General features: G+C 40.5%; 23 protein-coding genes, 1 tRNA gene and 1 other RNA gene. 11 read left to right on the top strand and 14 right to left on the bottom strand.

Features of this window, described 5'->3' with window-relative positions:
* Positions 1-161: 161 nt before the first annotated feature.
* Both A9P82_RS09275 and A9P82_RS09270 read right to left on the bottom strand, forming a co-directional pair.
* Positions 162-728 (bottom strand): hypothetical protein, encoded by a 567-nt coding sequence (locus A9P82_RS09275; protein ID WP_066207111.1) that lies wholly within the window; start codon positions 726-728, stop codon positions 162-164.
* Between the two features lie 59 nt (positions 729-787).
* A tRNA-His gene (locus A9P82_RS09270) sits at positions 788-861 on the bottom strand.
* Between the two features lie 238 nt (positions 862-1,099).
* Between A9P82_RS09270 and A9P82_RS09265 the strand changes: the two genes are divergently transcribed.
* The gene (locus A9P82_RS09265) at positions 1,100-1,636 is read left to right on the top strand and encodes an LOG family protein (protein ID WP_066207106.1); all 537 of its coding nucleotides are present in this window, start codon (positions 1,100-1,102) and stop codon (positions 1,634-1,636) included.
* Here the strand turns inward: A9P82_RS09265 and A9P82_RS09260 are convergent.
* The 7 genes from A9P82_RS09260 to A9P82_RS09230 all read right to left on the bottom strand — a co-directional run bounded on the left by A9P82_RS09260 (position 1,623) and on the right by A9P82_RS09230 (position 7,958).
* Complete coding sequence (locus tag A9P82_RS09260) at positions 1,623-2,261, bottom strand: hypothetical protein (RefSeq protein WP_066207101.1); 639 nt, start codon at positions 2,259-2,261, stop codon at positions 1,623-1,625. The two genes, A9P82_RS09265 and A9P82_RS09260, sit on opposite strands and share 14 nt — an antisense overlap.
* A 71-nt stretch (positions 2,262-2,332) precedes the next feature.
* Complete coding sequence (locus A9P82_RS09255) at positions 2,333-3,727, bottom strand: FAD-binding oxidoreductase (RefSeq protein ID WP_066207098.1); 1,395 nt, start codon at positions 3,725-3,727, stop codon at positions 2,333-2,335.
* A 34-nt stretch (positions 3,728-3,761) separates the two neighbouring features.
* Positions 3,762-4,478: a 4-hydroxy-tetrahydrodipicolinate reductase gene (dapB, locus tag A9P82_RS09250; RefSeq protein WP_066207095.1), complete on the bottom strand. Its 717-nt coding sequence runs from the start codon at positions 4,476-4,478 to the stop codon at positions 3,762-3,764.
* A 104-nt stretch (positions 4,479-4,582) separates the two neighbouring features.
* Complete coding sequence (locus tag A9P82_RS09245; RefSeq protein ID WP_231891132.1) at positions 4,583-5,284, bottom strand: DUF5683 domain-containing protein; 702 nt, start codon at positions 5,282-5,284, stop codon at positions 4,583-4,585.
* A 105-nt stretch (positions 5,285-5,389) separates the two neighbouring features.
* Positions 5,390-6,337, bottom strand: a complete 948-nt coding sequence (locus tag A9P82_RS09240; protein WP_066207088.1) for a ParB/RepB/Spo0J family partition protein — start codon at positions 6,335-6,337, stop codon at positions 5,390-5,392.
* 23 nt (positions 6,338-6,360) lie between these two features.
* Positions 6,361-7,161, bottom strand: coding sequence for a ParA family protein (locus A9P82_RS09235; protein WP_066207085.1), 801 nt, complete (start codon positions 7,159-7,161; stop codon positions 6,361-6,363).
* A gap of 116 nt (positions 7,162-7,277) precedes the next feature.
* Positions 7,278-7,958 carry a metal-dependent hydrolase gene (locus tag A9P82_RS09230; RefSeq protein WP_066209775.1) on the bottom strand — a complete coding sequence of 227 codons (681 nt, stop codon included), beginning with the start codon at positions 7,956-7,958 and terminating at the stop codon, positions 7,278-7,280.
* A gap of 312 nt (positions 7,959-8,270) precedes the next feature.
* On the opposite strand from A9P82_RS09230, the gene A9P82_RS09225 reads away from it, so the two are divergent.
* The 3 genes from A9P82_RS09225 (at position 8,271) to rnpB (ending at position 10,452) form a co-directional block, all read left to right on the top strand.
* Entirely contained in the window at positions 8,271-9,506 is a 1,236-nt protein-coding gene (locus A9P82_RS09225; RefSeq protein WP_066207082.1) for a metallophosphoesterase, read from the top strand.
* Between the two features lie 40 nt (positions 9,507-9,546).
* On the top strand, positions 9,547-10,074 hold the full coding sequence (locus A9P82_RS09220) for a thioredoxin family protein (RefSeq protein WP_156522649.1): 528 nt from the start codon (positions 9,547-9,549) through the stop codon (positions 10,072-10,074).
* Between the two features lie 17 nt (positions 10,075-10,091).
* Positions 10,092-10,452, top strand: an RNA gene (gene rnpB / locus A9P82_RS09215) — RNase P RNA component class A.
* A 72-nt stretch (positions 10,453-10,524) separates the two neighbouring features.
* Here rnpB and A9P82_RS09210 read toward each other — a convergent pair.
* Complete coding sequence (locus A9P82_RS09210) at positions 10,525-12,609, bottom strand: hypothetical protein (RefSeq protein ID WP_156522648.1); 2,085 nt, start codon at positions 12,607-12,609, stop codon at positions 10,525-10,527.
* Between the two features lie 102 nt (positions 12,610-12,711).
* Between A9P82_RS09210 and infC the strand changes: the two genes are divergently transcribed.
* The 3 genes from infC to A9P82_RS09195 all read left to right on the top strand — a co-directional run bounded on the left by infC (position 12,712) and on the right by A9P82_RS09195 (position 15,685).
* Entirely contained in the window at positions 12,712-13,296 is a 585-nt protein-coding gene (gene infC, locus A9P82_RS09205; protein ID WP_066207076.1) for a translation initiation factor IF-3, read from the top strand.
* Positions 13,297-13,393: 97 nt separating this feature from the next.
* Positions 13,394-14,299: a KPN_02809 family neutral zinc metallopeptidase gene (gene ypfJ / locus A9P82_RS09200; protein WP_066207073.1), complete on the top strand. Its 906-nt coding sequence runs from the start codon at positions 13,394-13,396 to the stop codon at positions 14,297-14,299.
* A 138-nt stretch (positions 14,300-14,437) separates the two neighbouring features.
* Positions 14,438-15,685: a PQQ-dependent sugar dehydrogenase gene (locus tag A9P82_RS09195; protein WP_066207070.1), complete on the top strand. Its 1,248-nt coding sequence runs from the start codon at positions 14,438-14,440 to the stop codon at positions 15,683-15,685.
* A gap of 72 nt (positions 15,686-15,757) precedes the next feature.
* On the opposite strand, the gene A9P82_RS09190 is transcribed toward A9P82_RS09195, so the two are convergent.
* Entirely contained in the window at positions 15,758-16,444 is a 687-nt protein-coding gene (locus A9P82_RS09190) for a FadR/GntR family transcriptional regulator (RefSeq protein ID WP_066207068.1), read from the bottom strand.
* A 264-nt stretch (positions 16,445-16,708) separates the two neighbouring features.
* Here A9P82_RS09190 and A9P82_RS09185 point away from each other — a divergent pair, with 264 nt between their 5' ends.
* Entirely contained in the window at positions 16,709-19,135 is a 2,427-nt protein-coding gene (locus tag A9P82_RS09185) for a TonB-dependent receptor (protein ID WP_066207064.1), read from the top strand.
* A gap of 139 nt (positions 19,136-19,274) precedes the next feature.
* Here A9P82_RS09185 and A9P82_RS09180 read toward each other — a convergent pair whose 3' ends face one another.
* The 3 genes from A9P82_RS09180 to A9P82_RS09170 all read right to left on the bottom strand — a co-directional run bounded on the left by A9P82_RS09180 (position 19,275) and on the right by A9P82_RS09170 (position 21,692).
* On the bottom strand, positions 19,275-20,087 hold the full coding sequence (locus tag A9P82_RS09180; RefSeq protein WP_066209771.1) for a helix-turn-helix domain-containing protein: 813 nt from the start codon (positions 20,085-20,087) through the stop codon (positions 19,275-19,277).
* Positions 20,088-20,203: 116 nt separating this feature from the next.
* Entirely contained in the window at positions 20,204-20,875 is a 672-nt protein-coding gene (locus A9P82_RS09175; protein WP_066207061.1) for a hypothetical protein, read from the bottom strand.
* Positions 20,876-20,879: 4 nt separating this feature from the next.
* Entirely contained in the window at positions 20,880-21,692 is an 813-nt protein-coding gene (locus A9P82_RS09170) for an oxidoreductase (RefSeq protein ID WP_066209768.1), read from the bottom strand.
* Positions 21,693-21,934: 242 nt separating this feature from the next.
* Between A9P82_RS09170 and A9P82_RS09165 the strand changes: the two genes are divergently transcribed.
* The 3 genes from A9P82_RS09165 (at position 21,935) to A9P82_RS09155 (ending at position 25,885) form a co-directional block, all read left to right on the top strand.
* Positions 21,935-23,782 (top strand): amidophosphoribosyltransferase, encoded by a 1,848-nt coding sequence (locus A9P82_RS09165; protein ID WP_066207059.1) that lies wholly within the window; start codon positions 21,935-21,937, stop codon positions 23,780-23,782.
* A 168-nt stretch (positions 23,783-23,950) separates the two neighbouring features.
* Complete coding sequence (locus A9P82_RS09160) at positions 23,951-24,286, top strand: RNA recognition motif domain-containing protein (protein WP_066209766.1); 336 nt, start codon at positions 23,951-23,953, stop codon at positions 24,284-24,286.
* 273 nt (positions 24,287-24,559) lie between these two features.
* On the top strand, positions 24,560-25,885 hold the full coding sequence (locus tag A9P82_RS09155) for a citrate (Si)-synthase, eukaryotic (protein WP_066207056.1): 1,326 nt from the start codon (positions 24,560-24,562) through the stop codon (positions 25,883-25,885).
* Positions 25,886-25,940: the final 55 nt, after the last annotated feature.

Genomic DNA, 25,940 nt, shown 5'->3' with positions numbered 1-25,940 from the left:
ATGCTTGTTTAAATGTTATTCTGATTGCTTTTTGCTACACAAAATTGAGCAGTAAAAATGATAACAAATGCACTTGCTTTATGAGTGGTGCAAAGGTTAGACTTATAATGAAATGATTGGTTGAATTAACAATTTGTTGATTCGGCAGTTTCGGTAAATCTTTAGGTAAGCAGATGTATAGCCAATATAAATATGACGCCCAAGACTAAGCCGAAAATAAATGCGATAGCTTTTATTTTCAAAAGCAATGGTTTATATTTTTGCTGTAACGCCTGTGCTATGCTTGTTTCAGAAGAACCGGATAATTGTTGTTCGGCTATTTTTCGTAGCTTTTCTTCCGAAAATACTTTGTCAAAGTATTGTGAAAGAACTACCGGAAACAAAGCACTCAATTCTTTCATAAAAATCTCTTTAATTTGATGAGTGGTTTTTTCGCCGATAAACATGGCTATCATCGGCATTTCCTTCGGAACTTTTACGGCAATAAATTCATGTATATGTTTATCCAGTTCGGGAATAATTTTTTCAACATTGTCTTGCGACGCGATACTGTTTTTAATTACTTCTTTATTTGACAGCAGCAATTTTGAAAACTCTTTTGCCAATGCGTCTTTTAACGATTTTTGTTTTTTTCTGAAAAAATAAATCAGGAGACAGACAAACCCCCAGGAACTGAAGGCACAGGCAACCGGCATTGCCCAATAATAAACGGGAGTGTGAAAAGGCATATCATTGTTTTAGAAAAAAAGCCCTGAAAGCTATTAGCTTACAGAGCTTTTAAAGCGGGGGAGAACAATGGGTCTCGAACCCACGACCTTCGGAACCACAATCCGACGCTCTAACCAACTGAGCTATGCTCTCCGTACGGGGCTGCAAAGATAAAGATTAAAATAATTCCTGTCCAAAAAATAGAAAATATTTTCACAAATATCGCTTCGGGTACTTTTTGAGGAAGCTGTTTTTGGCTTGATGATAACCTGTCAATATTTATTGGCGGAAAAAGAATGAAAAATATCGTTGTAAAATTCATCAATCCATAATAAAATGAGTTATTCATATTTGCCGCTGCCTTTCTATCTTTAACCCCAAATATTTCATTATGCTACAATCGGTCGCGGTCTTTTGCGGTTCACAAAACGGGAATAATCCAATCTATATTCAACATGCAGAAACATTAGGAAAATTATTGGCAGAAAATAAAATAGATATTGTTTACGGCGGCGGAAACTCAGGTCTTATGGGCGCTGTGGCAAATGCGGCTTTGGAAAACGCCGGAAAAATTATCGGTATTATTCCCAAAAGGTTAGTCGATAGAGAACGTGCGCACAAATCGCTTACGCAAATTCATATTGTGGACGATATGCACACGCGCAAACAAATGATGTATAGCTTGAGCGAAGCCATTTTGATATTGCCCGGTGGCAACGGCACGCTCGATGAAATGTTTGAAACCATTACCTGGAATGTGTTGAGTATTCACGACAAAAAAGTAATTTTATTGAACTCCGCTGGCTTTTACAATGCACTTGTTCAGCACATTGAGAATATGTTCAATGAAGGATTTTTGTATTCCGAAAATAAAATAGAAATATGTTCAACGCCCGAAGAGGTATTGCAATTGCTTACCAAAGATTGACGCCAAAACCTGTGCGGACAATCGGTTGAACTTTTGAACGAAGCACATTATTTTCATCATAATACTGTTCGCGATAAGGCGAATTTTTATTATTGAGAAAATCCATTCCCACGCTAAAGAAAAAATACGATTGCCCGTAAACCCGCTGCGCATAACCAATTGAGCCGATGATGCTCGGCACATTCCAATGGTCGCTGTAAGATTGTTCGCCATAGGGAATGTATTTTGAATGCACATAATTATCTTCAAACGATGCTTCAAAGAACAAAAACGGAACAGGATAAATTCTCGCAAACGGCGCTGCGCCTATGTTCCACGTGTGTTGCTTATCGTCGTTATAATATTTTTGATAATTATAAACAGCGTTTAACGCAATGCCTACATCTACATATTGATTAACAGAATAACCGATGGACGGATTAATCCCAAACGCTCCGCCACCGTCGCCGAAGCCTGCAACCAAATTACCGCCGACAAAATAATGATGAAATTTATTGGCGCGTGAAGGTTGATAATGCACATTGCTTACTTCGGGAATGTCATCGTTTATATCGGTTGTGTCTTGCGCAAACACTGATGCAGCAAGGGTTACAGAGAATACAAGAATAAATAATTTCTTTATCATAAAAATTGTTTTGAAATAAGCCACAGATACACAGATGAATTTTAATTTTATCTGTGCATCTGTGGCAAAAATTATATATCAAAAATTTTCCCTACATTCAAAATATTATTCGGGTCGAATACTTTTTTAATGCCGCGCATCAAATTTAATTGCACTTCATCAAACACAATCGGCATATATGTTTTTTGTATCAACCCTATTCCGTGTTCTGCACTAATCGTTCCGCCAAGTGTTTTTACCAACTTAAACAATTCCGCCAGAATGCCCGTCATCTCTGCATTTCCATGACTATTCGATATGCCTTCTTTCCGAATCCTGATGTGTAAATTTCCGTCTCCTGCGTGTCCGTAACAAACCACATCAAAGTTATGTTCAACGCCTAAGGCTTTCGCACCGTTGATGAGCGCAGGCAATTCCGCACGCGGCACAACGGTATCTTCTTCAATCGTATAACCTTTCAATTTTACGGCTTCCGCAGTTTTGCGACGGAGCTTCCAAAGTTCTTCTTTTTGCTGCGCGTCATCGGCAAAAAAGATTTCGTCGGTGTCATAGTTTTCCAACAAAACCGCGATGGCTTGCATATCCTGCATCAACACATCTTGATTATTACCGTCCACTTCAATAATCAAATGTGCAGCAATGCCGTCATGCACGGGAACTGTTTGATTATCGACATAATCGCTTGTAATTTTCAATGCATTTATCTCTACCAATTCCAACGCACTCGGCGTGAAACCCGCGCAGAATATGGCACTCACGGCTTCGCCTGCTTTTTCAACAGAATGAAAAGGCACGAGCATAAGCAAATCAAATTTGGGTAGAGGAATTAATCGCAATACAATTTTTGTAACAATGCCAAGCGTTCCTTCACTGCCGACAATAAGTTGCGTAAGATTATAACCTGTTGCATTTTTTATCACATTTGCGCCCGTCCAAATAATTTCGCCTGTAGGCAAAACCACTTCAAGGTTCAACACATAATCTTTTACAGTGCCGTATTTCACGGCTTTGGGACCGCCGCTGTTTTCCGCAATGTTGCCGCCGATAAAGCACGAACCTTTACTTTGCGGGTCAGGCGGATAAAACAGATTCTTTTCTTTTACGGCGTTTTGCAGTTCTTCCGTAACCACGCCGGGTTCTGTAATCACTTGCAAATTTCTTTCATCAATTTCTAAAATTTGATTGAGCCGTTCCGTTGAAAGCAGCACGCCGCCTAAGTTTGGCAATGCGCCGCCGCTCAAGCCTGTTCCCGCGCCGCGCGGCGTTACAGGAATTTTTTGTTCATTACAAATTTTTAAAATTGCACTTATTTCTTCTGTTGTTTTTGGTTTTAAAACAACAGAAGGCAAATAAGAAAGCTTCTCTGTTTCGTCATGCGAATAATGCTGCAATGTTTCTTCATCGGCAAAAACATAATTGTCGCCGATGATAGATTTGAATTGTTGTATGAGTTCTGGAGAAAACATTTATGAATGATGATTTGTGATTTATGAATTGTGCCTATCTAAACAATACATCCTGCATTGTAAAAATACCTTTTTTGTCTTTGATAAATTCCGCTGCAAGTACCGCGCCGCCTGCAAATCCTTTGCGGTTATGCGCCGTATGCGTGATTTCAATATCGTCAATTTCGGAACTATATTTTATGGTATGCGTGCCGGGCGCAGGGTCAATTCTTTGCGAAAGAATAACCAAATCTTCTTTATTACCGCTCGGCGCATTTACCCAATTTTTCTTTGAAGTAATTTCATGCAACACTTGTTCCGCAAGCGTTATAGCCGTTCCGCTTGGCGCATCTTTTTTATGTGTATGATGAATTTCTTCCAGCGAAACATCATAATCTTTGTATGGCTTCATCAACTTTGCCAAATATTTATTCAGCTCAAAAAACAAATTTACACCGATGCTGAAATTGCTTCCGTACAAAAATGCGCCTTGTTTTTCGTTTACATAATTTACAACTTCATGCCAGTTTTTCAGCCAGCCCGTTGAGCCTGAAATGCACGGCACGCCTGCATCTGCGCAAAGTTTAATATTTTGTACAGCCGATTCGGGATTGGTAAATTCAATCGCAACATCGGCTTGCTGCAAGTTTTCTTTGGTCAGCAAATCAATTGTTGAAGAAGAAATTTTCAATACAATTTCATGCCCTTTTGCTAAAGCAATTTCTTCAATGGCTTTGCCCATTTTTCCGTAACCGATTAATGCTATTTTCATATTTTTTTATTACACGAATTTTTGCAAATTACACGAATTTCATTTTGTAAAACATGAATGCAGGTGTTCTCACTACTGACGTTTCACGACTCATGCAATTTGGTTCATTTTATATTCATTATCACTGTTATTCCCGGCGCTTTTGCATATTGAAAATACGCAGGTGCAACTTTCAAACTCAAATCAGGACTTACATCAAACTCCCGCAAATGTCCGAAAACAGTGGCATCCGCGACTTGTAAACCCCACAATAATATGGTTGCCAAAATGGAATAATCGCGATAGCTGCGAAAGGTATTTCTATACGATTGCAGAAAAGTAAGAAACTGAACCTTGTTTGCCGTAGTCGCTTGTCCGGAAATATATTGATTGTACGCTTTTAAAAACCGTGGGTCAATGTTTTTGATTTGCGAATCGTCGCCCGTTGCTCCGGGATATTGACCTGCCGGCAGCGAGATAAAAATAGCGTGATAGGCAAACTGTGCTTTGTGGTATTCGTTGGTATTATCAATATATGTATAAATAGGGATGCCTACCGCAGCCCAAGCCAAAGGTACTTTCCAGTATTCGTGATTGTAGGCTTGTCCCCAACCGGGAAAAATCAATGAACGCAAAGTTGCGCCTTTGGGCGTGTGTTTTTTACGAAAGAGAAAAAAAGTGTCGCGTGCGGGTTTTGCAACGGGTTGCACAGGCTGCATCATTGCGTTTTTTGCAATAGAATCGCCGACGTTTTTTATGGGTTGAAGCGAATCTTTTGCTGTAACGGAATCTTTTTTCACGAGCGGAAAAAGTGTGTTTTTGCTCATCACCCGACGCAAAGAATCGTTTCGCTGTGCCAACAAAAAATTGCTCTTGCTAAAAAACAAAAAGAAAAGTAAAATGAATATTTTAAAATATCGCATTAAGTAAAATTAACCCACATGAACGTTCATCGTTTCCAATAGTTTGTTAAGTTCCTGCAAGGAATAATATTCAATAGTGATGCTGCCATTGCCGTTCTTGCTATGTGCCAATTTTACTTTTGTCCCAAAATACGAAGCAAGATTGTCTTCGATTTTTTTATAGGCAGGCGGCAATGTGTTGGCGGGTTTTGCTTTTGCCGTTGTATTTTTATCTTTACTCAACTCGCGAACCAATGCTTCGGTTTGGCGAACGCTCAAGCCTTTTTCCTTGATTTCTTTGAAAGCGAAAAGCTGTTTATCCACCGTTTCCAAAGTAATCAATGCGCGCGCGTGTCCCATGCTCAGCGTTCCGTAGCGAACTGCCAATTGCACGTCCGGCGGAAGTTTCAGTAAACGGATGTAGTTTGCTACCGTGCTTCTTTCTTTGCCCATGCGCTCTGCAACTTGTTCCTGCGTGTAAGCAAGTTCGTCCATCATGCGCTGGTAGCTCAAACCAATTTCAATGGCATTCAAATCTTCGCGCTGCAAATTTTCCAACAGCGCCAGTTCCAATAATTCCGCATCATTTGCCTGACGAATGTAAACGGGGACGTCTGCCAAGCCGGCGATTTTTGCTGCGCGAAAACGGCGCTCGCCCGCGATTAAACGATATTTCCCGTCAGCAGTTTTACTTACGGTTAGTGGTTGAATAATGTCGTGCAGCTTAATAGAATCTGCCAGTTCATTCAAAGCTTTCTCGTCAAAATCGTTGCGCGGATTTTTCGGATTTACTTCAATAGCACTAATAGCTACACGCATGGTGGTTGTAGCTTCTTCAACCACTTTTGGCTTCAGATTGCCGGAAGTGGTTTTTAAATCCTCATCAATATTTGCCAGCAAAGAACGAATACCTTTGCCCAATGCTTCTTTGCCTTGTTTAAATGCTTTTGGTGGAGTTACTTTGTTTGATACAGCCATTATTTATTCCCGATTGTTTTAATTTATTGCTCAGCTTTGGCTTTGCCTGCGCTTTTGACCAAATTATTTTTTTGCAACACTTCTTTTGCTAAATTCACATAGTTGATTGCACCCTTGCTTTCCGAATCATAGAGTACAACAGGTTTTCCGAAGCTCGGCGCTTCACTCAATCTTGTATTGCGATGAATGATGGTGTCGAAAACCAGATCGTCAAAATGTCTTCTTACTTCGCTCACAACCTGATTGCTCAGGCGCAAGCGACCATCGTACATTGTCATTAAAATGCCTTCGATTTGTAAGTCGGGATTCAAGCGGTTTTGAACAATTTTTATGGTGTTCAATAATTTCCCCAAACCTTCCAGTGCAAAAAATTCGCATTGTACAGGAACAACCACGCTATCTGCAGCAACTAAAGAATTTACAGTAATCAAGCCGAGAGAAGGCGAACAATCAATCACGATAAAATCGTACAAATCTTTCACAGGCTGCAATACATTTTTCAACACATTTTCGCGGTTGGGCGAATTAATCATCTCAATTTCCGCGCCCACCAAATCAATGTGCGAAGGAATCAAGTCGAGATTGGGTACATCGCTTTTCAGTATTACTTCTTTTGCCTGCATTCCATTGACCATGCAATCGTACAGGCTCGATGTAACGTTGTGCAAATCAAAACCGATACCCGTGGTACTGTTTGCCTGCGGGTCGGCATCAATCAACAAAGTTTTGTATTCCATTATAGCAAAACTTGCAGCGAGATTAATCGCCGTTGTTGTTTTGCCTACACCGCCTTTTTGATTTGCTACTCCAATAATTCTTGTCATAAATATTTTTTGTCCGCTTCAAAGATACATTTTGATAACAAATAGTTCATGGTTCATGGCAAATAGTTCATAGATTGTGAAAACTATGAACCATGAGCTATCTGCTATGACCAATATTAAAGGTCAATTACTTCATTCGGTTGAAGCAACACCAATGTTTTTCCTTTGCTTTTGAACAATTCTTGCGCAGCTTCCGTATCTATTTTGATTAAATCAAATGTATTGTAATGAACACCTACTATTTTATCGCATTTAATAAAATCGGAAGCAATCGCAGCATCATTGTAATCCATTGTGAAATTTCCGCCAATGGGCAAAACGGCAAAATCCAACTTTGTCCAATAAGGAATCAGTTGCATATCCATTGCCAAGCCTGTATCGCCTGCGAAATAAAAATTGCCTTCGCTCGAAGTGAATACGAAACCGAAAGGGTTTGCTCCATAGCTGCCGTCGGGCAAGCCGGATGAATGTAACGCATTTACGGCGCGTACTTTTCCGAAACCGAAATCAACAGGCGAACCATGATTAATCGGATGTAATTTTTCAACGCCTTGCGTACTTAACCAATGACCAACTTCGGGCGCTGCAACTACTGTGGCGCCTGAGTTCTGTGCAATCGCAACCGCATCGCCAATATGGTCGCCATGACCGTGTGTGATGAAAATAAAATCGGGTTTCAGCGAATTGATGTCCACATTTTTGATGGAAGGATTGCCTGTAAAAAACGGGTCGAACAAAATTGTTTTTCCGTCGATATTTACCGAAAAAGTCGCGTGTCCGTAAAAAGTAAGCTGCATACGATTTGAATTTTTAATTGTATAATATTGTAAGCAAAAATAATTTTCCCGTCGCATATTTCCACGAAAGCAAAAATGTTTCACATATTGTTTACCGAACCATTCGCCGATAATTCGTAAAATCGTTTTTGCTTCTGAAGATTTTTTTTGAAAATTGAAAATAATTACGTGAAAAAGGACACGTCAGCGCGTCCTTCCCACGAAAGCGGGAATCTCTTGGCAATATTTTTGAGATGCCGAAACAAGTTCGGCATGACGCGCAAAAGTTTTTATTATTTTTCAAAACAACTTAATTTTTAAACGTTTTAATTCATGCGTCGTTTAATTCAAATCCGCACCATTGTCGTTGTTTTTCTTTTACTGATTGATATTTATTTGTTTTTCGTATTCAAATATCTCACGCAAAATTCGTCGCCAAAGCTACGGCTCACGGTACTTTCGGCGCATTGTATTGTTTCCGTCGCGAGCATTGTTTCGCTGTTTGTGCTAAACATTGTGCCGCAACAAACACGTTATTATATCATCAGCATTATTCTTGGAATTTTAATTGCAAAATTGTTATTCGTTCTTGTTTTATTGGTCGATGAAATTCGTCGCGGCATCTTTTGGACAGTCAAGAGAATTGTTCCGTCAAAGCCTGCAAACACAAATGTTTCAAACAATTCCATTCCGCGTTCATCGTTTTTGGTTTGGCTGGGCGCAATTCTCGGCGGCGGATTTTTAGCCACGTTTTTGTACGGATTTTCCAACAAATACAATTACCGCGTTCGCACCGTAAAAATCAATTTTCCCAATTTACCAAAATCGTTCAAAGGCTTACGGATACTGCAACTCAGCGATATTCACAGCGGAAGTTTTTCCAACAAACGCGCCGTAAATGACGGCGTTTCGATGGCTTTGCGCGAGAAGCCTGACATCATTTTATTTACGGGCGATTTGGTCAATGACCGCGCCGTTGAAATGATAAATTATAAAAATGTATTCAATCGTCTTACTGCGCCGATGGGTGTTTACAGCACTTTGGGCAATCACGATTACGGCGATTACGCAGAATGGAACTCGCCCGAAGAAAAAGCCGCAAATCTCGAACAATTAAAAAATATTCATGCGGAAATGGGCTGGCGTTTGCTGATGAATGAACACATTATTTTTGAACGCAACGGCGAAAAAATTGCTTTGCTCGGCATTGAAAACTGGGGAGCAAAAGGTCATTTTCCAAAATACGGAAAGCTCGATGTAGCATACAAAGGCACGGAAAATGTTCCTTTTAAAATACTCATGAGCCACGACCCAAGTCATTGGGACGCGCAGGTTCGTCCCGATTATCCCGGCATTGATTTGACACTTGCAGGGCATACGCACGGAATGCAGTTTGGTGTGGAAATTCCGCACTTTAAATGGAGTCCCATTCAATATATGTACAAGCAATGGGCTGGACTGTACAAAACGGGAAAGCAATATTTGTATGTCAATCGTGGTTACGGTTTTCTCGGCTATCCCGGTCGCGTAGGCATTTTGCCGGAGATTACGGTAATTGAGTTGGTGTGAGAAATTCTCTTTAAATTCGGTAATTAAAAATTTTATTACAATGAAAAAATATCTTTTCGCTTTCATCGCATTTTCATTTTTCGGGCTCATTTCAAAAGCTCAAGATGCGCCAAAAACTGCCGACGAAATTTTAAGCAGCGCCATCGCGCAAGCAAAGCAGCAACACAAAAAAGTATTGATTATGTTTCATGCTTCGTGGTGCGGCTGGTGTAAAAGAATGGACGCCTCCATTGAAGACAAATCTTGCAAAAAATATTTCGACGACAACTTTGTAATAGACCATATTGATATTATGGAACACGGCAAAGAGGTTGCTCTTGAAAATCCCGGTGGACAAGCCATGTATGAAAAATATGGCGGAGCAGAAGGCATTCCGTTTTGGCTGATTTTTGATGAAAACGGCAATTTGCTCAGCACTTCAAATTTAGCCGAAGGCGGTCATAACGTCGGCTGTCCTGCACAAGAAAATGAAGTGAATACTTTTGTAGGCTTACTGAAAAAATATACATCTATCAGCGATGCAGATGCAAAAGCCGTTCACGACAGGTTTATAAAAAACAAAGGATAATTCTATCTTTGCAAATGCTACAAGCCCGATCCATCGCGGCGTTCGCGTCGAGGAAAGTCCGGACAGCACAGAGCAGTTTACCGGCGAACAACCGGGTTTCAAAAATCATTTTTTGAAAACAGACAGCGCCACAGAAAATAACCGCTGAATTTTTTCAGTAAGGATGAAAACGTGCGGTAAGAGCGCACGGCAAAGTGCAGCAATGCACTTTGCGGGCAAGCCTTAAACGCTGCAATGCCACGTATAGTTGTGTTTGAGAACGGCTCGTTCAAAACTTCGGTTACACAACAGGGTAGGCAGCTACACCGCAACAGTAATGTTGCGGGCAGATAAATGATGGTTTAGAAACAGAATCCGGCTTATGAGGCTTGTAGCATTTTTGACCAAGATTTGGTATGATTTGTCGGATTATCCGGATTCTTTACTATCATGCAAATCCTTAAAATCCTTTTAATCAAGGTCAACGTTCATCACTTTTACTTCAAAAGGTTTCAGTGTAATCGTAGTTGTTTTATCCGATTCAAAAATGCCTTCTTCTTTATCATTTACCACATTGAATAATTTATATTTTCCGTTGAAATTGGCGGGCAATTCTAATATATCTTTTAATGTAAAACTAAAAGTTTGGTTTTTATCCGAAGGGTTTCGTAAAGTCAATGTTCCGTGCTTCGGGTTCCACGAAGCAAAGCCGTAAACTTCTTGCTTTGCAGGGGCGCCGCCAACCCAATGAACATCGGCTAAAACGTCTTTGTGTTCCTTTGACCACTTGATGGCTTTTGCCAAAACGTTCCATTCGTAGGTATCCAATTTATGCGGGTTGATATACATTTCCTGCAAGCTCGTGCCACAGCCGAAGAAAGCCCATATGTCGTCCGAAACGTCCGTATCATCAATGTTTGCCGGCGCAGCTTCGCCGTGGTCGGCAATCATTATTCCATGATTCATTACTGCATTTAAAGGAAATAACTTTGAACGTGAAACTACTTCTTCATAAATATCGTGGTCGCGGTAATTGAGCCATCGTTGTCTTTTGTTCCCAATGCCCGTGAAACCATAATCGCCGCCGCCGCGCCAAATATTATTACCACAAAGCAATAAGTACGGCGACGCCCAAGTGCCGACTGTGAGGCTCAAATAAATATCAGGTTTTACTTCGCGCAACGATGAAATAAATCGCAGCAACGATTGTATATCGCTTTGATATTGCAAGCCCGCACCTGTAGTATGAGTTCCCGAACCGATGCCGTCGAATTTAAAAATAGCGACATGCTGTTGCTGAATAAAATTTGTTGCCAGTGATTTGAAATAATTAAAATAATTTTTTCCCGATAAAGAAAATCCGTGCGCATTGATTTCATAAGGCGGAATATGATTTTTCCCGAAAGCCAAGCGTTTTTGCTTTGGCTCGCCATAGCCGCCCCAAGGCGAAATCCACACGCCCATTGCCGCACCATATTTGCTTGACAAAGCATATAAATTTTTAAACCCGTTTGGCAAGCCTTTATTGAATTGCCACAACGTATTATAATCGTCCCAGCCATCGTCCCACAAATAACCGTCGAGTTTTACACCACGTTTTATGGTTAAGCTGTCGCTCCAGATTTTGATACGGTCGAGACAATCCGCTTCGCGCAAACGCAGCGTATCCCATGATAAATCAAACCAGGAATTGTAATGCAAAAACTGCGTATAAGGCATCGCTCGTTCACGTTCGAGATAATACTGAAACCCTCTCCTCAATTGACTTTCAGGCGTTACGCCAAAAACAATTGACACATGAAAAGAAGAATCATCATTACTCAAAACAGCCGTGCGATAAATGTATTCCTTAGTACTATCAATTTTCGACATGGGATTTTCAATAGCAAAGAAATTTTGTTTTACTATCAAAGGCAACCCGTCAACAATGCCGGATTTTTCAGGTTTTTCGGAGGATGGCAAATTGATTAAATACAACTTATCAATCTTGACCGAAGGGTCTTTCCCCTTGAAAGAAAAAAACTGTTGAATGTAGTTTGAATTGTCTCGTAAAACTGCGCTCCATTGTAAAGAAATTTTATATTTCTCATTATAGAACAAAATATTTAGTTTTTTGCCTGCATCTTTTTCGGAAAGCTTTACTGCGTTTGGATTTGCAGCAATATCTTTTACGGAAGAAATAGTTTTTATTACAAAATCATTTCCGTTTACAATTGTTCCGGTATTTAATACAAGCGAAAAGAATTTTGTAGAATCAAAATGGAAAATTTGCTTTGTAACTGCGTTTTCAAAATTAATCGATATGAATTTATTTTTTGCAAAAGAAAATCCGGTTTGCAGCACATTGTTTTTAAGGAAAAAATTTCCTTTATGATTTTTTACAACAGCTTTCCCGGGTTGTTTCCCTGCATAAAAAATTTGTCCGTAAGAAAGAAAAGGTACAATGCAAGTGAGAATGACTACTATTTTCCGCATATTTAAAATATCTTTCGCTAAAAATACTCGTTTTTCTTTATGACTTACAGTGCAAACGATTGCCGGTAAAATGAATAGCACGTTAAACCATTTTTTGTCAATTGAAACTATTGTACAATATTTGCATTTTAGATTAATTTTTTTAAGTCAAAATCCACCAATTTATTCACTAAAAAATCGTGAATGGCATTAGTAAGAAGAAACAATAACAGACATTTCCCAAGGCAACAAGAAGCGGAACACCGTATTAATGAACGTATCAGAGTTCCTGAAGTGCGTCTGGTGGGAGATAATGTAGAAACCGGTATATATTCGATTGAAGCAGCACGCAGAATTGCGGAAGAAAAAGGGTTGGACCTGGTGGAAATTTCCCCAAATGCAAATCCGCCTGTATGTCGTGTGGTAGAATACAAAAAATTTCTTTACGAGAAGAAACGTAAGGAAAAGGAGATGAAAGCCAATTCCAAGCAGAACGAAGTAAAAGAAATCCGCTTTACGCCAGGAACCGACGACCACGATTTTGACTTTAAAGCAAAGCACGCCGAAAAATTTTTACAGGACGGACATAAAGTCAAGGCTTACGTTCAGTTCAAAGGTCGCGCTATGATGTTTCAGGACAGAGGCACATTGCTATTGCTGAAATTTGCAGAAAGACTGGCAGATTTTGGCGCGCTGGAAAATATGCCGAAAATGGAGGGCAGAAGAATGCATGCGATGTTTGCACCTAAAACTTCGTCGAAGAAAAAAGAATCGAAAGACAAAGCATAACACATTTTTCAATTGATTGAGGCGCCGGACATTTTTGTTCGGCGTTTTTGTTTGTTCGCAGAAAAATTTAATTTGCATCCAATTAAAACCTATCCGTATGAAATGGCTAAAAACTGATGACAACACCGATAATGTAGAAGTAGAAGAAAGCGGCGGAAGCGGCGGCGGTAATGGCACCGGAAGAATGTTCGGCAAAATTGGTGGCGGTGGAGCAATCGTAGTTATCATTATTTCTTTGTTGCTTGGCAAAAATCCTTTGCAGATGCTTGGCTTTGTGAACAACGTGCTACCCGATAACTCACAAGCACAGCAGGGCACGGGACACATAGGAACTATTACCAATGTTCATGCGGATAATGATTCGACATTTACACTGCATGTTTTCAATAGCACGAATGATATTTGGCAAAATATTTTTTCTACCCAGTTTCATAAAGTATATACAAAGCCCAAATTATATTTGTTCTACAATCATACCACCACAGGCTGTGGCAGCGCATCTTCTGTTTCGGGACCGTTTTATTGTCCTGCCGACAGTAAAGTTTATCTCGATTTGGCTTTCTTCAAACAACTTTCGCAGGAGTTTCAAGCGCCCGGCGATTTGGCAAAAGCCTACGTGGTAGCGCACGAAATGGGACATCACATCCAGCATTTGCTTGGGATTACTGACCAATTGGATGCGGCACGTTCACGCCTGAGCGAAGCTGCTTATAACAAACTTTCTGTGAAACTGGAACTGCAAGCCGATTTTTATGCGGGGCTTTGGGCGCATTATGCCGAACAGGAAAAAATAATTTCCCTTGATGATGCGGATATTAACAGCGCGCTTTCGGCTGCGAATGCCGTAGGCGACGACAATCTGGAGAAGCAGGCGCAAGGTTATGCCGTGCCGGAAACCTTTACACACGGGACTTCCGCGCAGCGAATGTATTGGTTTAAGAAAGGATATACGACCGGAGATTTTTCGCAGGGAGATACTTTTCACGACCCAAGTTTGAATTGATTGTATTCGACAATTTTTTTAGAAGCCCGATGCGTTAATTACGTTCGGGCTTTTTTTAATATTTCCCTAACGTAAAATTTTGTATAAAGAAGTAAATTTATTCGTTCATTTTTCTTTCATACAAAAACTATTCAAATTATGTCGTCTCGTCTTAAGCTGCTCACAGTAGCAACGGTACTTTATGTGTTTGCCGGTTGCGGCGGCAATAGCACTTCGCAAAGCAATAATACAGTAGATAGTCTTCCTGCAAATTCTCCCGAAACCAAGCCGCCTGTAGCAGATTACAAGCCAGCGTTTCCGGGACAAACCCGCGCGCCGGAAGTGAAAACGCAAACACCGATTTCAATAACTGTTATAGATACAACGCTCAGACACCCATGGGGAATTTGCAATTTGCCCGATGGAAGATTATTGATAACGGAAAAATTCGGCACGGCACGAATTGAATCGTTGGACGGAAAGTCGGTTAAGAAAATTACCGGATTTCCAAAAGTAATTCCAAACGGACAAGGCGGTTTGCTTGATATTAATGCCGACCCGAATTTTGCAACAAACAGAACTATTTACTTCGACTATTCCGAGCTGCAACCGGATAGCTCTGCTGTGCTGGCAGTTGCGAAAGCTACGCTTTCAAAAGATGAAACAAAGATTGAAAATGTCAAAGTTATTTATCGTGCAACGCCGGCATACAAAGGGCTTGGTCGGTACTTGCAATACGGCTCGCGCATAGTGTTTGACAAAGACGGAAATTTATTCGTAAGTACCGGCGAGCGTTCCGACGACTCAGTGCGTGTACAGGCGCAATGGCTAAGCTCTTCTTTGGGAAAAATTATTCATATCACGACCGATGGTAAACCTGTACATGATGCAAGTTTCCCCGATTCCACCAACGTAAAACCGGAAATATATGCAAGTGGTTTGCGTAGTCCGGAAGGCTTGGTTATGAATCCGCAAACCGGCGAACTGTGGGAAGCGGAATTTGGACCAAAGGGCGGCGATGAAGTGAACATTATTCACGCAGGAAAAAATTATGGCTGGCCCGTTATTACTTACGGAATTGAATATCGCGGTGTGCCTGTGGGCGACAGCATTCAGCAGAAAGCAGGCATGGAACAGCCGATTTATTATTGGAGCCCGAGTGTATCTCCATCCGGCATTGAGTTTTACAACAGCGACACCATTCCTGAGTGGAAAGGCAATTTGTTCTTAGGTTGTTTAAGCGGTTCGCATATAGACCGTCTCGTAATTAAAGACAATAAAGTTGTGGGCGAAGAGTGGCTGTTTGGAGATAAAGGCGAACGTTTCCGTGCGCTGCGCACAGCTAAAAACGGTGCATTATATGCTATTACAGATGCGGGAAAATTGTATAAAATTGCGAAGCAATAATGATAAAGTATAAATAATAAAAACATCGGGCTGTCAATATTGGCAGCCCGATATTTTTATGTGTGTAAAGAATTATTCTTTCGGCATTCCCAAACGCCAGTAATTATTGTGCAAAAGTTTGTTGAGCGTGTTTAATCCTTCTTCCTCGCTGCGGCGGATGATGTTTTGCAATAATACGGAATGCAAGCCGTGAACCATTGCAAAGTGAGAAGTATTGCCTCTGTCGCGACTTCTGAAATATTCGCGCAATTGCACGGTAAAATGTTTATATACTTCGCTCAAAGTGCTGTTATGCGTAGCTTGTGCAATTGCTACGTGAAAACGAATATCGGCATCGAGGCTCAATTCAAAGCGTCCGCGCATGGTGGCTTCCCTGCGGTCGTCCAGCGCTTCCGAAATATTTTTAATGTCTTCATTGGTTCTGTAACGAAGTGCCTGAATGAGAATTTCTTTTTCCAACAGGTAGCGCACGTCGTTTACTTCTTTCAACAAATAACGTTTCATTTTCAGTTCGTCGGTTACACTTCGTTCTATCTGCGTATTTACAAAAGTACCCGACCCCCTTTTTACGGTAAGTATGCCAATGTTTTCAAGTGTTTTCACGGCTTCTCTTATAGTCGAACGTCCTGCATTGTATATTTTCATCAATTCCGGTTCTGGCGGAATTTTTTCGCCGGGTTTGTATAATCCGAAAGAAAGATCGTCTTGTAATTTTTGTATAATATGCGCGGTCAGCGTTTTGGAAATATCGTTTTTCATATTTAAATCTCTTCAATTCATCTGATGTATTTTTCTTTTAGAATACTATTTACAATAGCGGATAAAACGGGGGCAAAGCTAAATAATTACACCAAACATCTGATGTATTGACAATTTTATGACAAATAACAAACGTGTCGCTTTTCTTAACATTTTGCGCCGCAGCTACATTTGCGCAGCCAAGTAAAAACTATAAAATCTTTCTTAGCCGGCTATAAAGAAAATTCTTGCGCAATTATATTTTTTAACCGTAAAAAGTAGTTCATGAAGTTTGCTCATGTAAGTGTATTGGTGTGCCTTTTGTTTATGTCTGTACGAAATGTGCAGGCGCAGACGATCCGAGTGAAAGGCAAAATTATTAATGAATCGGGCGAGCCTGTGGCATCGGTTTCCGTAATGACGAAAGGTTTGTCAAAATCGACTGTATCGGACAATGGCGGCAACTTTTATTTAAATGTTCCCGATAATTCGGATTCTGTTATTTTAAAAATATCAAGTGTAGGTTATCGTACGGAGGAATTGCATTTTGCGATTCCTTTGCCAAAAGAACTTGTAATTAGGTTACAGGCTTATGATAAGGCATTGTCGTCTGTCGAAGTCTTCGGCCATCCGCGTGTGCAGCCCGATAAACTTGATGCTTTAACGGGTTTGCCGTTGCAGGCAAATCAGCAAATACAAAGTGTTTCGGTTATTTCCAACAGATTGATTCAGGAGCAGGATAATCAGGACATCGGAGATGCACTGCACAATGTTACGGGCGTAATTTCTTTTTCGTCGTTCGGAGGTATGGGAAACGCTTACACCATTCGCGGCATACGCGGCGTTACGACTTTGGTCAACGGAATACAAATGAATAACGATTTTCGCGGGCACGGCGTAATGCCCGATATGGAAACCGTGGATAATGTTCAGGTTTTAAAAGGTTCGTCAGCGATTGCGCAAGGCGTGTCGGCGTCTATTGGTGCGGTTGGCGGAATTATCAATGCCGTAACTAAAACGCCGGATTTTGTAAACGCGGGAACTGTCGGCATCCGTTACGGAAGCTGGGACAACGTGAGGGGCTTTTACGATTTTCAACATATAATCAACGACAAACTTGCGTATCGCATTGACGGCGCCGCGCAAAAAGGAAACGGCTACAGGGCTTATACAAAGAACGACAGATTTGTAATTAATCCGTCTTTGACCTGGAAGCCCGATGATAAAACAACCATTATTGCAGAGCTGCATTATCAGCACGATAATAAAACACCCGACAGAGGAACCGTCAATCTGGGCGCAGACAGCGTGAACGGATTGTGGAATATTCCGAATAATAAATTTTTAGGATTTACGACAGATCACAATACAACAGATGCAAAATTCTGGGGCATCCGCCTTGTACGAAAACTGACCGATAAGCTGGATTTTAAAATCAATTATTATGGCTCTGCTTTCAAGCAGGATTTTAATTCTGCGATTGCAAACCTTGATTCCGCTGCGTTTAAAGCCACAGGCGATAGAAATGTGCGTTACCGTTACATGAACCACGTAACGGAAAACGATAAAAGCGCTACATATAACATTGCGCTGGTGGGACACGATTTGCATACAGGTTCCATTACGCATACGTTCCAAATCGGGTTTGATTACCGCAACAGAGATTGGTTTTCGCAGGCATTTAATTCCAATCCTATTGATACCATTGATGTGTTTTCCAATTATTCCAATATTCTGTCTAATCAGAATCTTACTTACACAGAAAATAAAGGAAGATATTATAACAGAAATTATAACGAATACGGCTTGTTCGGTCAGGATATGATTACGTTCAATAAATACCTTTCCGCCTTGGCAGGCGTGCGTTACAGCTATGTTTCGAGTGTTGATAACAAAATCAATACTTATTCTTCCGGCAACGGAACAGACCCGATTTTCGGTGTGTTTATCACACCTGTTTCGCAGTTACATTTTTTCGGTTCTTATACAACCATTTCCGATATTTCGACTGCGGAATACGTGGATGAAAACGGTAAAAAACTGGGAAATACAATTACACACCAATGGGAATTCGGTCTGAAATCGAGCTATTTCGGGGATAGGCTGCGTTTTAATTTCACTTATTTCATCATGGATAATAATGATTATACTTATCAATTGACCAACACTGAAACCGGTAATGTGTATTACAACCAAAGCGGAAGCCTGAAACGCAATGGCATTGAAACGGAAGTTACGGGACATGTATTTCCGAATTTTGAGGTGTTGCTTGGTTACACACATTTGAATGCGAAGTACGACGGTGTGAAATCTTTTGTTGACGGTGCCGAACCAATGGGAACTGCAAAAAATTTGGCAAACGGCTGGCTGAATTATGTTGTAAGAAAAGGCTCACTCAAAGGCTTGTCTTTCGGCGGTGGCGTTTATTATGTGGGACAACGTCCGGTGGACGATTACAGCAAATCAACAAGAGTAAACGTAACTACCGGCGGCGGCGAAGTGCAGAAAATTACGCCCGGCATAAGACCTTTCGATTTGGCGGCTTATACAACCATCAACGGGCAGATTGCTTATTCTTTCAAGCAATATACAATTCGCGCGGTGTTGAATAATATCGGAAATTCAAGAGGGTATACTGCTTATTATCCGCAAGCATTTTTGAACCCGACAGATCCGAGAAATATAGGAGTAACGTTTACTTACGCCTTCTAAAAAATTGGTTTAGATATAGAGAAAACCACGTAGTTACATAGCATTGAAGTTTGATATTCAGGTGTTATGTAGCTATGTGGTTATAATATTTCTTGAGCCGAAAGAGAGAATATGCTGATATTTTAGTTTACGAAATTGGTTACTTTCCAATGTTCAAACTACTCGCATTATACCCAAACATTTTTTTAAACGAATCGGAAAAATGAGACAGATTTTCAAAGCCTACTTCCAAGTAAACTTCCGAAGGTTTCTGGTGTTTTTCAGCAATAAGATAATGCGCCAGTTGCAGGCGTTTTTGCTGTAACCATTTTTCGGGCGAAAGGGAAAATATTTTTTGAAAATCGCGCTTGAACGTGGCGAGACTGCGTCCAGTAAGCTTTGCAAAATTTTTCAATGGAACGTTGTAATGATAATTGCGGTTCATGTACGCTTCTAAATCTATCTTGTGCGGCTCCTGAAAATCGAATAGAAAACTTTTTAATGAAGGATTTGTTTGCAACAACAATTCAATGGCTTCATTGGTTTTCAGTTCGGCAATTTTTTGCGTGAGTTTTTGCGGATTTTCCACATAAGGAATCAACGATTCAAAATATCCTTTCAGAAAAATATTGTTTGACAAATCAATCATTGTTGCGCCTGCGTACGGTTCAACTTTGCCAATGTTGTTTGCCGATGCATATTTTCTCAAAGTTTCCTGGTCGAGAAAAATGTTGATAGACTTAAATGGTTGTCCGCTTTCGGACGGCAATTTCAAAGACTTCACCAACTGATTTTTGCGCAGCAAACCAATCGTTCCTTCTTTCGCAACAAAAGTTCCTTCATTGGTAAAAAATTTTGATTCGCCCGAAATCAAATAACCCAAAGCGTGTTCTTCCACAAACTGCTCATGCCCGCGTTTTTGTTGATATTCGCAGGAATATAAAAGGTTATAATGAAAATAATTGTTGTCCATTTTTAGGAAGTTTTTCCGCAGATAAATACGCTGATTTTCGCTGAAAGAAATCTGCGTATTCCGCGAAAATAATCCGCGCAAATCTGCGGGGAATATCATTACAAAATTGCCAAAGATTATTGATTGTAAAACTTATTATTCAAAAATGTTTTCGGCATTTCCTTTTTATGTTGATGATGCTTTTTCGGCTTATCATTTTGTTCCGAATGCAATTGATTATTTGTCGTATCAAAAGATGAATTGTTGGACGAATGGGTCCCATTATTCAGCGAAACGCTATCATTTTTTACAGCTTCCTCAAGCACTTCTTTATAATACTTTTCATTAAAGTTTTTGGAAATCGCTTCTTCGGTATGTCCTGCCAAACTTAATATGATTGTACCTAAAGCAACGCCTTTTAAATAATCTTTTTTAGCGGCAAAAAGCAATGTAATCCCCGTTAAGGTAATTACACTCCAAATGATTCTGATGTCTTTCCAAGATTTGTGTATTTTCTCAACTTTCGGCACTTCCTGATTGAAAAATGCTTCTCTGTTGTTTTCATACAGACTGATTTGTTCGGTAATGGATTTTCTTGCAAAATGTCCGTCTGTAACGCCGCCCAACCCCATGATTAATCCGATAAGAAAAGACGGAATTGCCAACCCTTTCAACAGCGATAATGGTGCGGCAAATTTAAACAGCAAGATTGCCGCAATCAATAAAATCACACCGAATATGGTAGAGCCGTAACCTTGCTGCGATTCGCGGATGTAATGCTTCAATATATTTTCTACAAAATGATTCATAAGTTTATTTCATTTGACTCATAACCATTTTGTCCAACATCTTATCGGACACGATTTTTCGTGCAATCAACAATGGTTTTGCCATATAACCGTCGGCATATCTTGTTTTCGGATTTTTGACTTCAATAGCTTTTTTAATCAGCTTCGCAATGAGTATCGGCTCGGGGTTTTTGTCCAGTGTTTTGAGGGTAGCTTTCTGCATTTTGCTTACCATATTTTTATATGCTGTATTGCCGGAAATTTTTACCATACTGTCGAACGCAATATTGCCCCATTCGGATTTTATTCCGCCCGGTTCAATCACTATTACATCAATGCCGAATTGTTTCACTTCGTTTCTCAAACTATCGCTCAAGCCTTCCAATGCAAACTTACTTGCATGATACCAACCGCCGAGCGGGAACGCAATTTTCCCGCCGATGGAAGAAATGTTCACGATTTTTCCGTAACCGTTTTTCCGCATGTGCGGTAACACCAATTGCATCAATCGCGCTGCGCCAAAAACATTTACTTCGAGCTGATATTTCGCATCGCTCATCGGCACGTCTTCCACCGCGCCGTAAGAGCCGAAGCCTGCGTTGTTGATGAGTATATCAATTTTTCCTTCGGCTTTGATAATTTCATCAACGGCATTTACCATCGATTCATCGTGCGTAACATCGAGCGGGATTACTTTGATGCCCAAAGACAAAAGTTCATTCATCTTTTCTACCCTGCGTGCTGCGCCGTAAACCGTGTAACCGTTTTCTGCGAGATATTTTGCGGTCGCTTTTCCGATGCCTGCGGATGCGCCCGTAACTAAAACTACTTTGCTCATTTTGATTAATTTTTTATGCTGCAAAGTTGAAAACGTGAATTGAAAGTGCATTTGGTCAGCAGCTCAAAGTTGTTTGGCGAAAGGCTCATGGAAATAGTCAGGAAGTCATTAGTCAATTTTGCGTAAGCAATGGCTAATTGACTTTCTGACTTCTAAACTTTCTCACAAATTCACAACATTATTCTACATTAAGTTTTTACTAAATTTTCTTGTCGTAACTTTGCGCTTTCATTACATCTACAATGAGCGACGAAATAAAACACGAATGCGGCTTAGCCTTCATTCGCCTCAGAAAACCTCTCTCTTTTTATCTGGAAAAATACGGAACAACTTTGTACGGTCTTAACAAACTGTACCTGTTGATGGAAAAGCAGCACAACCGCGGACAAGACGGCGCGGGCGTAGCATCTATAAAGTTGAATGTGAGCAATGGTTACGAATTTATGCACCGCCTTCGCAGCAATGCACCGCAGCCGATTGCAGATATTTTTTCGCAGATAGGAAAGCAGGTAGATGACCTCGAAAAGTATTTGCCCGAAATTCAGTCGCAGCCCGACATAATGAAAGGACACGTTCCTATGTTAGGCGAGTTGCTGCTTGGACATTTGCGCTACGGCACACAGGGTAAAAACAATGTAGAATTTTGCCATCCGTTTATTAAGAGAAATATTGCAAGAGAAAAAAATCTTGCACTTGCAGGCAATTTTAATCTTGTAAATACTAAGGAATTATTTGCATCCGTACATATTCAGCCCGGCGATTTTCAGCGTCAAAGCGACCTTGCCGCGATGATGGAAGTGGTACATCATTTTCTCTCCAAAGAATCTGACGAAAATGCCGGAAATCCAGATGTGGCAAAAGTCTTGAAAGATGCGGCTTCGTTGTTTGACGGAGGTTATACCATCGGTGGATTAATCGGCAATGGCAATAGCTTTGTGTTGCGCGATGAACACGGCATTCGTCCTGCATATTATTATGTGGACGATGAAGTGATTGTTGCGGCAAGCGAGCGCGCCTCTATCCGCACGGCATTTAACGTAGGCGAAAATGTGGTTAAAGAATTAATGCCCGGAAATGTGCTGATTGTAGATGAAGTGGGCGAATATAAAGTAGAACAAATTCTCGAACCGAAAGAAAGACGTGCGTGCAGTTTCGAGCGCATTTATTTCAGTCGGGGAAGTGATGAAAAAATTTACCGCGAGCGCATTGCATTGGGTTATCATCTCAGCGAACGCATTCTGAACGAGATTAATTATGATTTAAAGAATACCATTTTCTCTTATATTCCAAATACGGCGGAAGTTGCGTTTTTTGGTTTGGTAAAAGGCATGGAAGATTATCTGAACAAAGTAAAAGTTCAGAAAATCCTGAGTTGGGGAAATGATTTCACGCCCGACAAATTAGAAGAAATGGTTAATCGCAAAATCCGTCAGGAAAAAATTGCGATTAAAGATGTGAAGATGCGCACTTTCATCACGGCAGATTCCGGCAGAAACGAAATGGTGCAGCACGTGTACGACATCACTTACGGAACAGTTCGCAAACACGAAGACACCCTTGTAGTGATTGACGATTCCATCGTGCGCGGAACAACTTTGAAAGAAAGTATTGTGCGTATGTTGTCGCGCCTTGAACCGAAAAAGATTATCGTAGTTTCCTCTGCCCCGCAAATCCGTTATCCCGATTGTTACGGAATCGACATGAGCAAGATGGGCGATTTTATTGCTTTCCGCGCAGCGCTTGCTTTGCACAAAGAACACGGAACGGAACATGTTCTGGACGAAGTTTATTACAATTGTAAAAAGCTGGAACTGGACAATGAGCTTCATTCGGAAAATCTGGTAAAACAAATTTATGCGTCGTTTACACCTGATGAAATTTCCGGAAAGATTGCGCAATTGATTACTCCGGAAGATATTGATATTCCTGTGCAGGTAATTTATCAAACCATTGAAGATTTGCATGACAGTTGTCCGACCAATACAGGCGACTGGTATTTCACGGGCGATTATCCAACGCCGGGTGGCAATCGCGTAGTGAACAAAGCATATATCAATTTTAAAGAAGGAAAAGACGCGAGGGGTTACTAAAAAACTTCATTGTTTTTTCATATTGAAAAAATTGGCAGTATCATAAATAGATATATCTTTGTTCCAGAATTGACAGTTTTTCCCATCCTTTTAACGGACGTTTTTTACGTAATTGTTTTTGGGCTTTGGTTACTGTTTTTATTAATTAACAAGTTCAAAAAATTAAAAATGAACATTTACGTAGGAAACTTAAGCTGGAGCTTAACCAGCGATGACTTGCACGAATTATTTGCTCCTTATGGAGAAGTTATTTCTGCAAAAGTTGTAACAGACAAGTTCAACAACAACCGTTCTAAAGGTTTTGGTTTTGTAGAAATGGCAGATGATGAAGCTGCAAACGCTGCAATTTCAGGCTTGCACGAAACTGAAGTTGGCGGTCGCAAAATCATTGTGAACCAAAAACAAGAAAACGCAGGCGGTGGCGATTACAAAAAGAAAAGCTATGGCAACGGCGGCGGTTATCGCGACCGTAACAGCGGTGGCGGTTACAGAAACAATTATTAATATCTGTTGACGTACAAATAAGTAAAACCCCGATGAAATTTTCATCGGGGTTTTTGTTTTGAGAGAATAGTTGCATTCAATTTTTAATAATAAGTTTTGCATAATTTTTCAAAACAAATCTTCGTTATGAAGTATCTTTACGGCACACAGCCAAAAGTTTAGTGAAAGTGCATTTCGCCGGACTCTTTTGAAAATATCCCGTAATCATTTTTATTGTTTTGTTTGTCGGCAAAAAATTTTAGTGATTACAAAAGAAATTGAAATACACACCCGATGATTGAGATAAAGAAGAAGTTTCGTGAGAAAGCAAATATCGATGCTGCGGACATCAAAGCATTGATAAAGGATTGTGGCTCTACGCCTGTGGAAGACGTTACGGTTGCGCAGCTATATCAGGGAATGCGTGGAATTACCAGCATTGTAAGTGAAATAAGTTTGCTCGACCCTAAAGAAGGAATACGTTTTCGCGGCTATACCATTCCCGAATTAAGAGAAAAACTACCTAAGGCAGAAGGAGGTACAGAACCTTTGCCCGAAGGACTTTTTTATTTAATGCTCATTGGCGAATTACCAACGGAAGAAGATGTAAAAATCATTTCTAAGACCTTGGCGGAACGCGCCGAAATTCCCACTCATGTTTATAAAACCATAGATGCACTGCCTGTTTCCGCGCATCCGATGACACAGTTCGTAACGGGCATTATGGCTTTGCAAACGGAAAGTCTTTTTGCAAAAGCGTATCATGACGGCATTAATAAAAAAGATTATTGGGACCCTATTTTTGAAGACGCTGTTAATCTCATTGCGCGTGTCCCGTACATTGCAGCGTACGTGTATAATCGCAAATACAGAAACGGAGCGGCTTTGAGTGACGATAAAAGTTTGGATTGGGCGGCAAATTTTGCACACATGCTTGGTTTTGAAAATGAAGGATTTTTAAAGCTCATGCGTTTATACATGACCATTCATGCCGACCATGAAGCAGGTAATGTTTCTGCACACGCTACGCATTTAGTTGGTTCAGCATTGAGCGACCCGTATTTGAGTTTTGCTGCTGGCATGAACGGACTTGCCGGTCCTTTGCACGGCTTGGCAAATCAGGAAGTGATTAAGTGGATTTTTGAAATGTTGAAAGAGCTGAAAACCGATGACCCGACCAAAGAACAGATTGCACAATACACTAAAGATACACTCGCCGCAGGCAAGGTTGTGCCGGGTTATGGGCACGGTGTGTTGCGCGTAACTGACCCACGTTTTATAGCACAAATGGAATTCGGAAAAGAAAATATGCCCGATGATAAATTGGTGCAAACTGTTTGGAAAATATATGAAGTAGTTCCGGAAATTCTCGGTGCAACGGGGAAAATAAAAAATCCATATCCCAATGTGGATGCACATAGCGGCGCATTGTTGGTTCACTACGGATTGAAAGAATATGAATTTTATACAGTACTGTTCGGCGTGTCGCGTGCACTGGGCGTAATGACGAATTTGTGTTGGAGTCGCGCTTTAGGCTTTCCGCTTGAAAGACCAAAATCCATCACAACAGAAGCCGTAAAAAACTGGTTGAGCAAAGGCGCAGAAAAAGGGAAAATATAAAGATACTTTAAAAACTATAAACAAAGCGCAGCATTATGTTGCGCTTTTATTTTTA

This window comes from Arachidicoccus sp. BS20 (assembly GCF_001659705.1).
Lineage (GTDB): Bacteria > Bacteroidota > Bacteroidia > Chitinophagales > Chitinophagaceae > Arachidicoccus.
This window is presented reverse-complemented; position numbering and strand designations above follow the sequence as displayed.

Excerpts from the sequence above, each read along its gene's own strand:
- A9P82_RS09275 (WP_066207111.1), bottom strand. The coding sequence starts at position 728 with ATGCCTTTTCACACTCCCGTTTATTATTGGGCAATGCCGGTTGCCTGT.
- A9P82_RS09265 (WP_066207106.1), top strand. The coding sequence starts at position 1,100 with ATGCTACAATCGGTCGCGGTCTTTTGCGGTTCACAAAACGGGAATAAT.
- A9P82_RS09260 (WP_066207101.1), bottom strand. The coding sequence starts at position 2,261 with ATGATAAAGAAATTATTTATTCTTGTATTCTCTGTAACCCTTGCTGCA.
- A9P82_RS09255 (WP_066207098.1), bottom strand. The coding sequence starts at position 3,727 with ATGTTTTCTCCAGAACTCATACAACAATTCAAATCTATCATCGGCGAC.
- dapB (WP_066207095.1), bottom strand. The coding sequence starts at position 4,478 with ATGAAAATAGCATTAATCGGTTACGGAAAAATGGGCAAAGCCATTGAA.
- A9P82_RS09245 (WP_231891132.1), bottom strand. The coding sequence starts at position 5,284 with ATGAGCAAAAACACACTTTTTCCGCTCGTGAAAAAAGATTCCGTTACA.
- A9P82_RS09240 (WP_066207088.1), bottom strand. The coding sequence starts at position 6,337 with ATGGCTGTATCAAACAAAGTAACTCCACCAAAAGCATTTAAACAAGGC.
- A9P82_RS09235 (WP_066207085.1), bottom strand. The coding sequence starts at position 7,161 with ATGACAAGAATTATTGGAGTAGCAAATCAAAAAGGCGGTGTAGGCAAA.
- A9P82_RS09230 (WP_066209775.1), bottom strand. The coding sequence starts at position 7,958 with ATGCAGCTTACTTTTTACGGACACGCGACTTTTTCGGTAAATATCGAC.
- A9P82_RS09225 (WP_066207082.1), top strand. The coding sequence starts at position 8,271 with ATGCGTCGTTTAATTCAAATCCGCACCATTGTCGTTGTTTTTCTTTTA.
- A9P82_RS09220 (WP_156522649.1), top strand. The coding sequence starts at position 9,547 with ATGAAAAAATATCTTTTCGCTTTCATCGCATTTTCATTTTTCGGGCTC.
- infC (WP_066207076.1), top strand. The coding sequence starts at position 12,712 with ATGGCATTAGTAAGAAGAAACAATAACAGACATTTCCCAAGGCAACAA.
- ypfJ (WP_066207073.1), top strand. The coding sequence starts at position 13,394 with ATGAAATGGCTAAAAACTGATGACAACACCGATAATGTAGAAGTAGAA.
- A9P82_RS09195 (WP_066207070.1), top strand. The coding sequence starts at position 14,438 with ATGTCGTCTCGTCTTAAGCTGCTCACAGTAGCAACGGTACTTTATGTG.
- A9P82_RS09190 (WP_066207068.1), bottom strand. The coding sequence starts at position 16,444 with ATGAAAAACGATATTTCCAAAACGCTGACCGCGCATATTATACAAAAA.
- A9P82_RS09185 (WP_066207064.1), top strand. The coding sequence starts at position 16,709 with ATGAAGTTTGCTCATGTAAGTGTATTGGTGTGCCTTTTGTTTATGTCT.
- A9P82_RS09180 (WP_066209771.1), bottom strand. The coding sequence starts at position 20,087 with ATGGACAACAATTATTTTCATTATAACCTTTTATATTCCTGCGAATAT.
- A9P82_RS09175 (WP_066207061.1), bottom strand. The coding sequence starts at position 20,875 with ATGAATCATTTTGTAGAAAATATATTGAAGCATTACATCCGCGAATCG.
- A9P82_RS09170 (WP_066209768.1), bottom strand. The coding sequence starts at position 21,692 with ATGAGCAAAGTAGTTTTAGTTACGGGCGCATCCGCAGGCATCGGAAAA.
- A9P82_RS09165 (WP_066207059.1), top strand. The coding sequence starts at position 21,935 with ATGAGCGACGAAATAAAACACGAATGCGGCTTAGCCTTCATTCGCCTC.
- A9P82_RS09160 (WP_066209766.1), top strand. The coding sequence starts at position 23,951 with ATGAACATTTACGTAGGAAACTTAAGCTGGAGCTTAACCAGCGATGAC.
- A9P82_RS09155 (WP_066207056.1), top strand. The coding sequence starts at position 24,560 with ATGATTGAGATAAAGAAGAAGTTTCGTGAGAAAGCAAATATCGATGCT.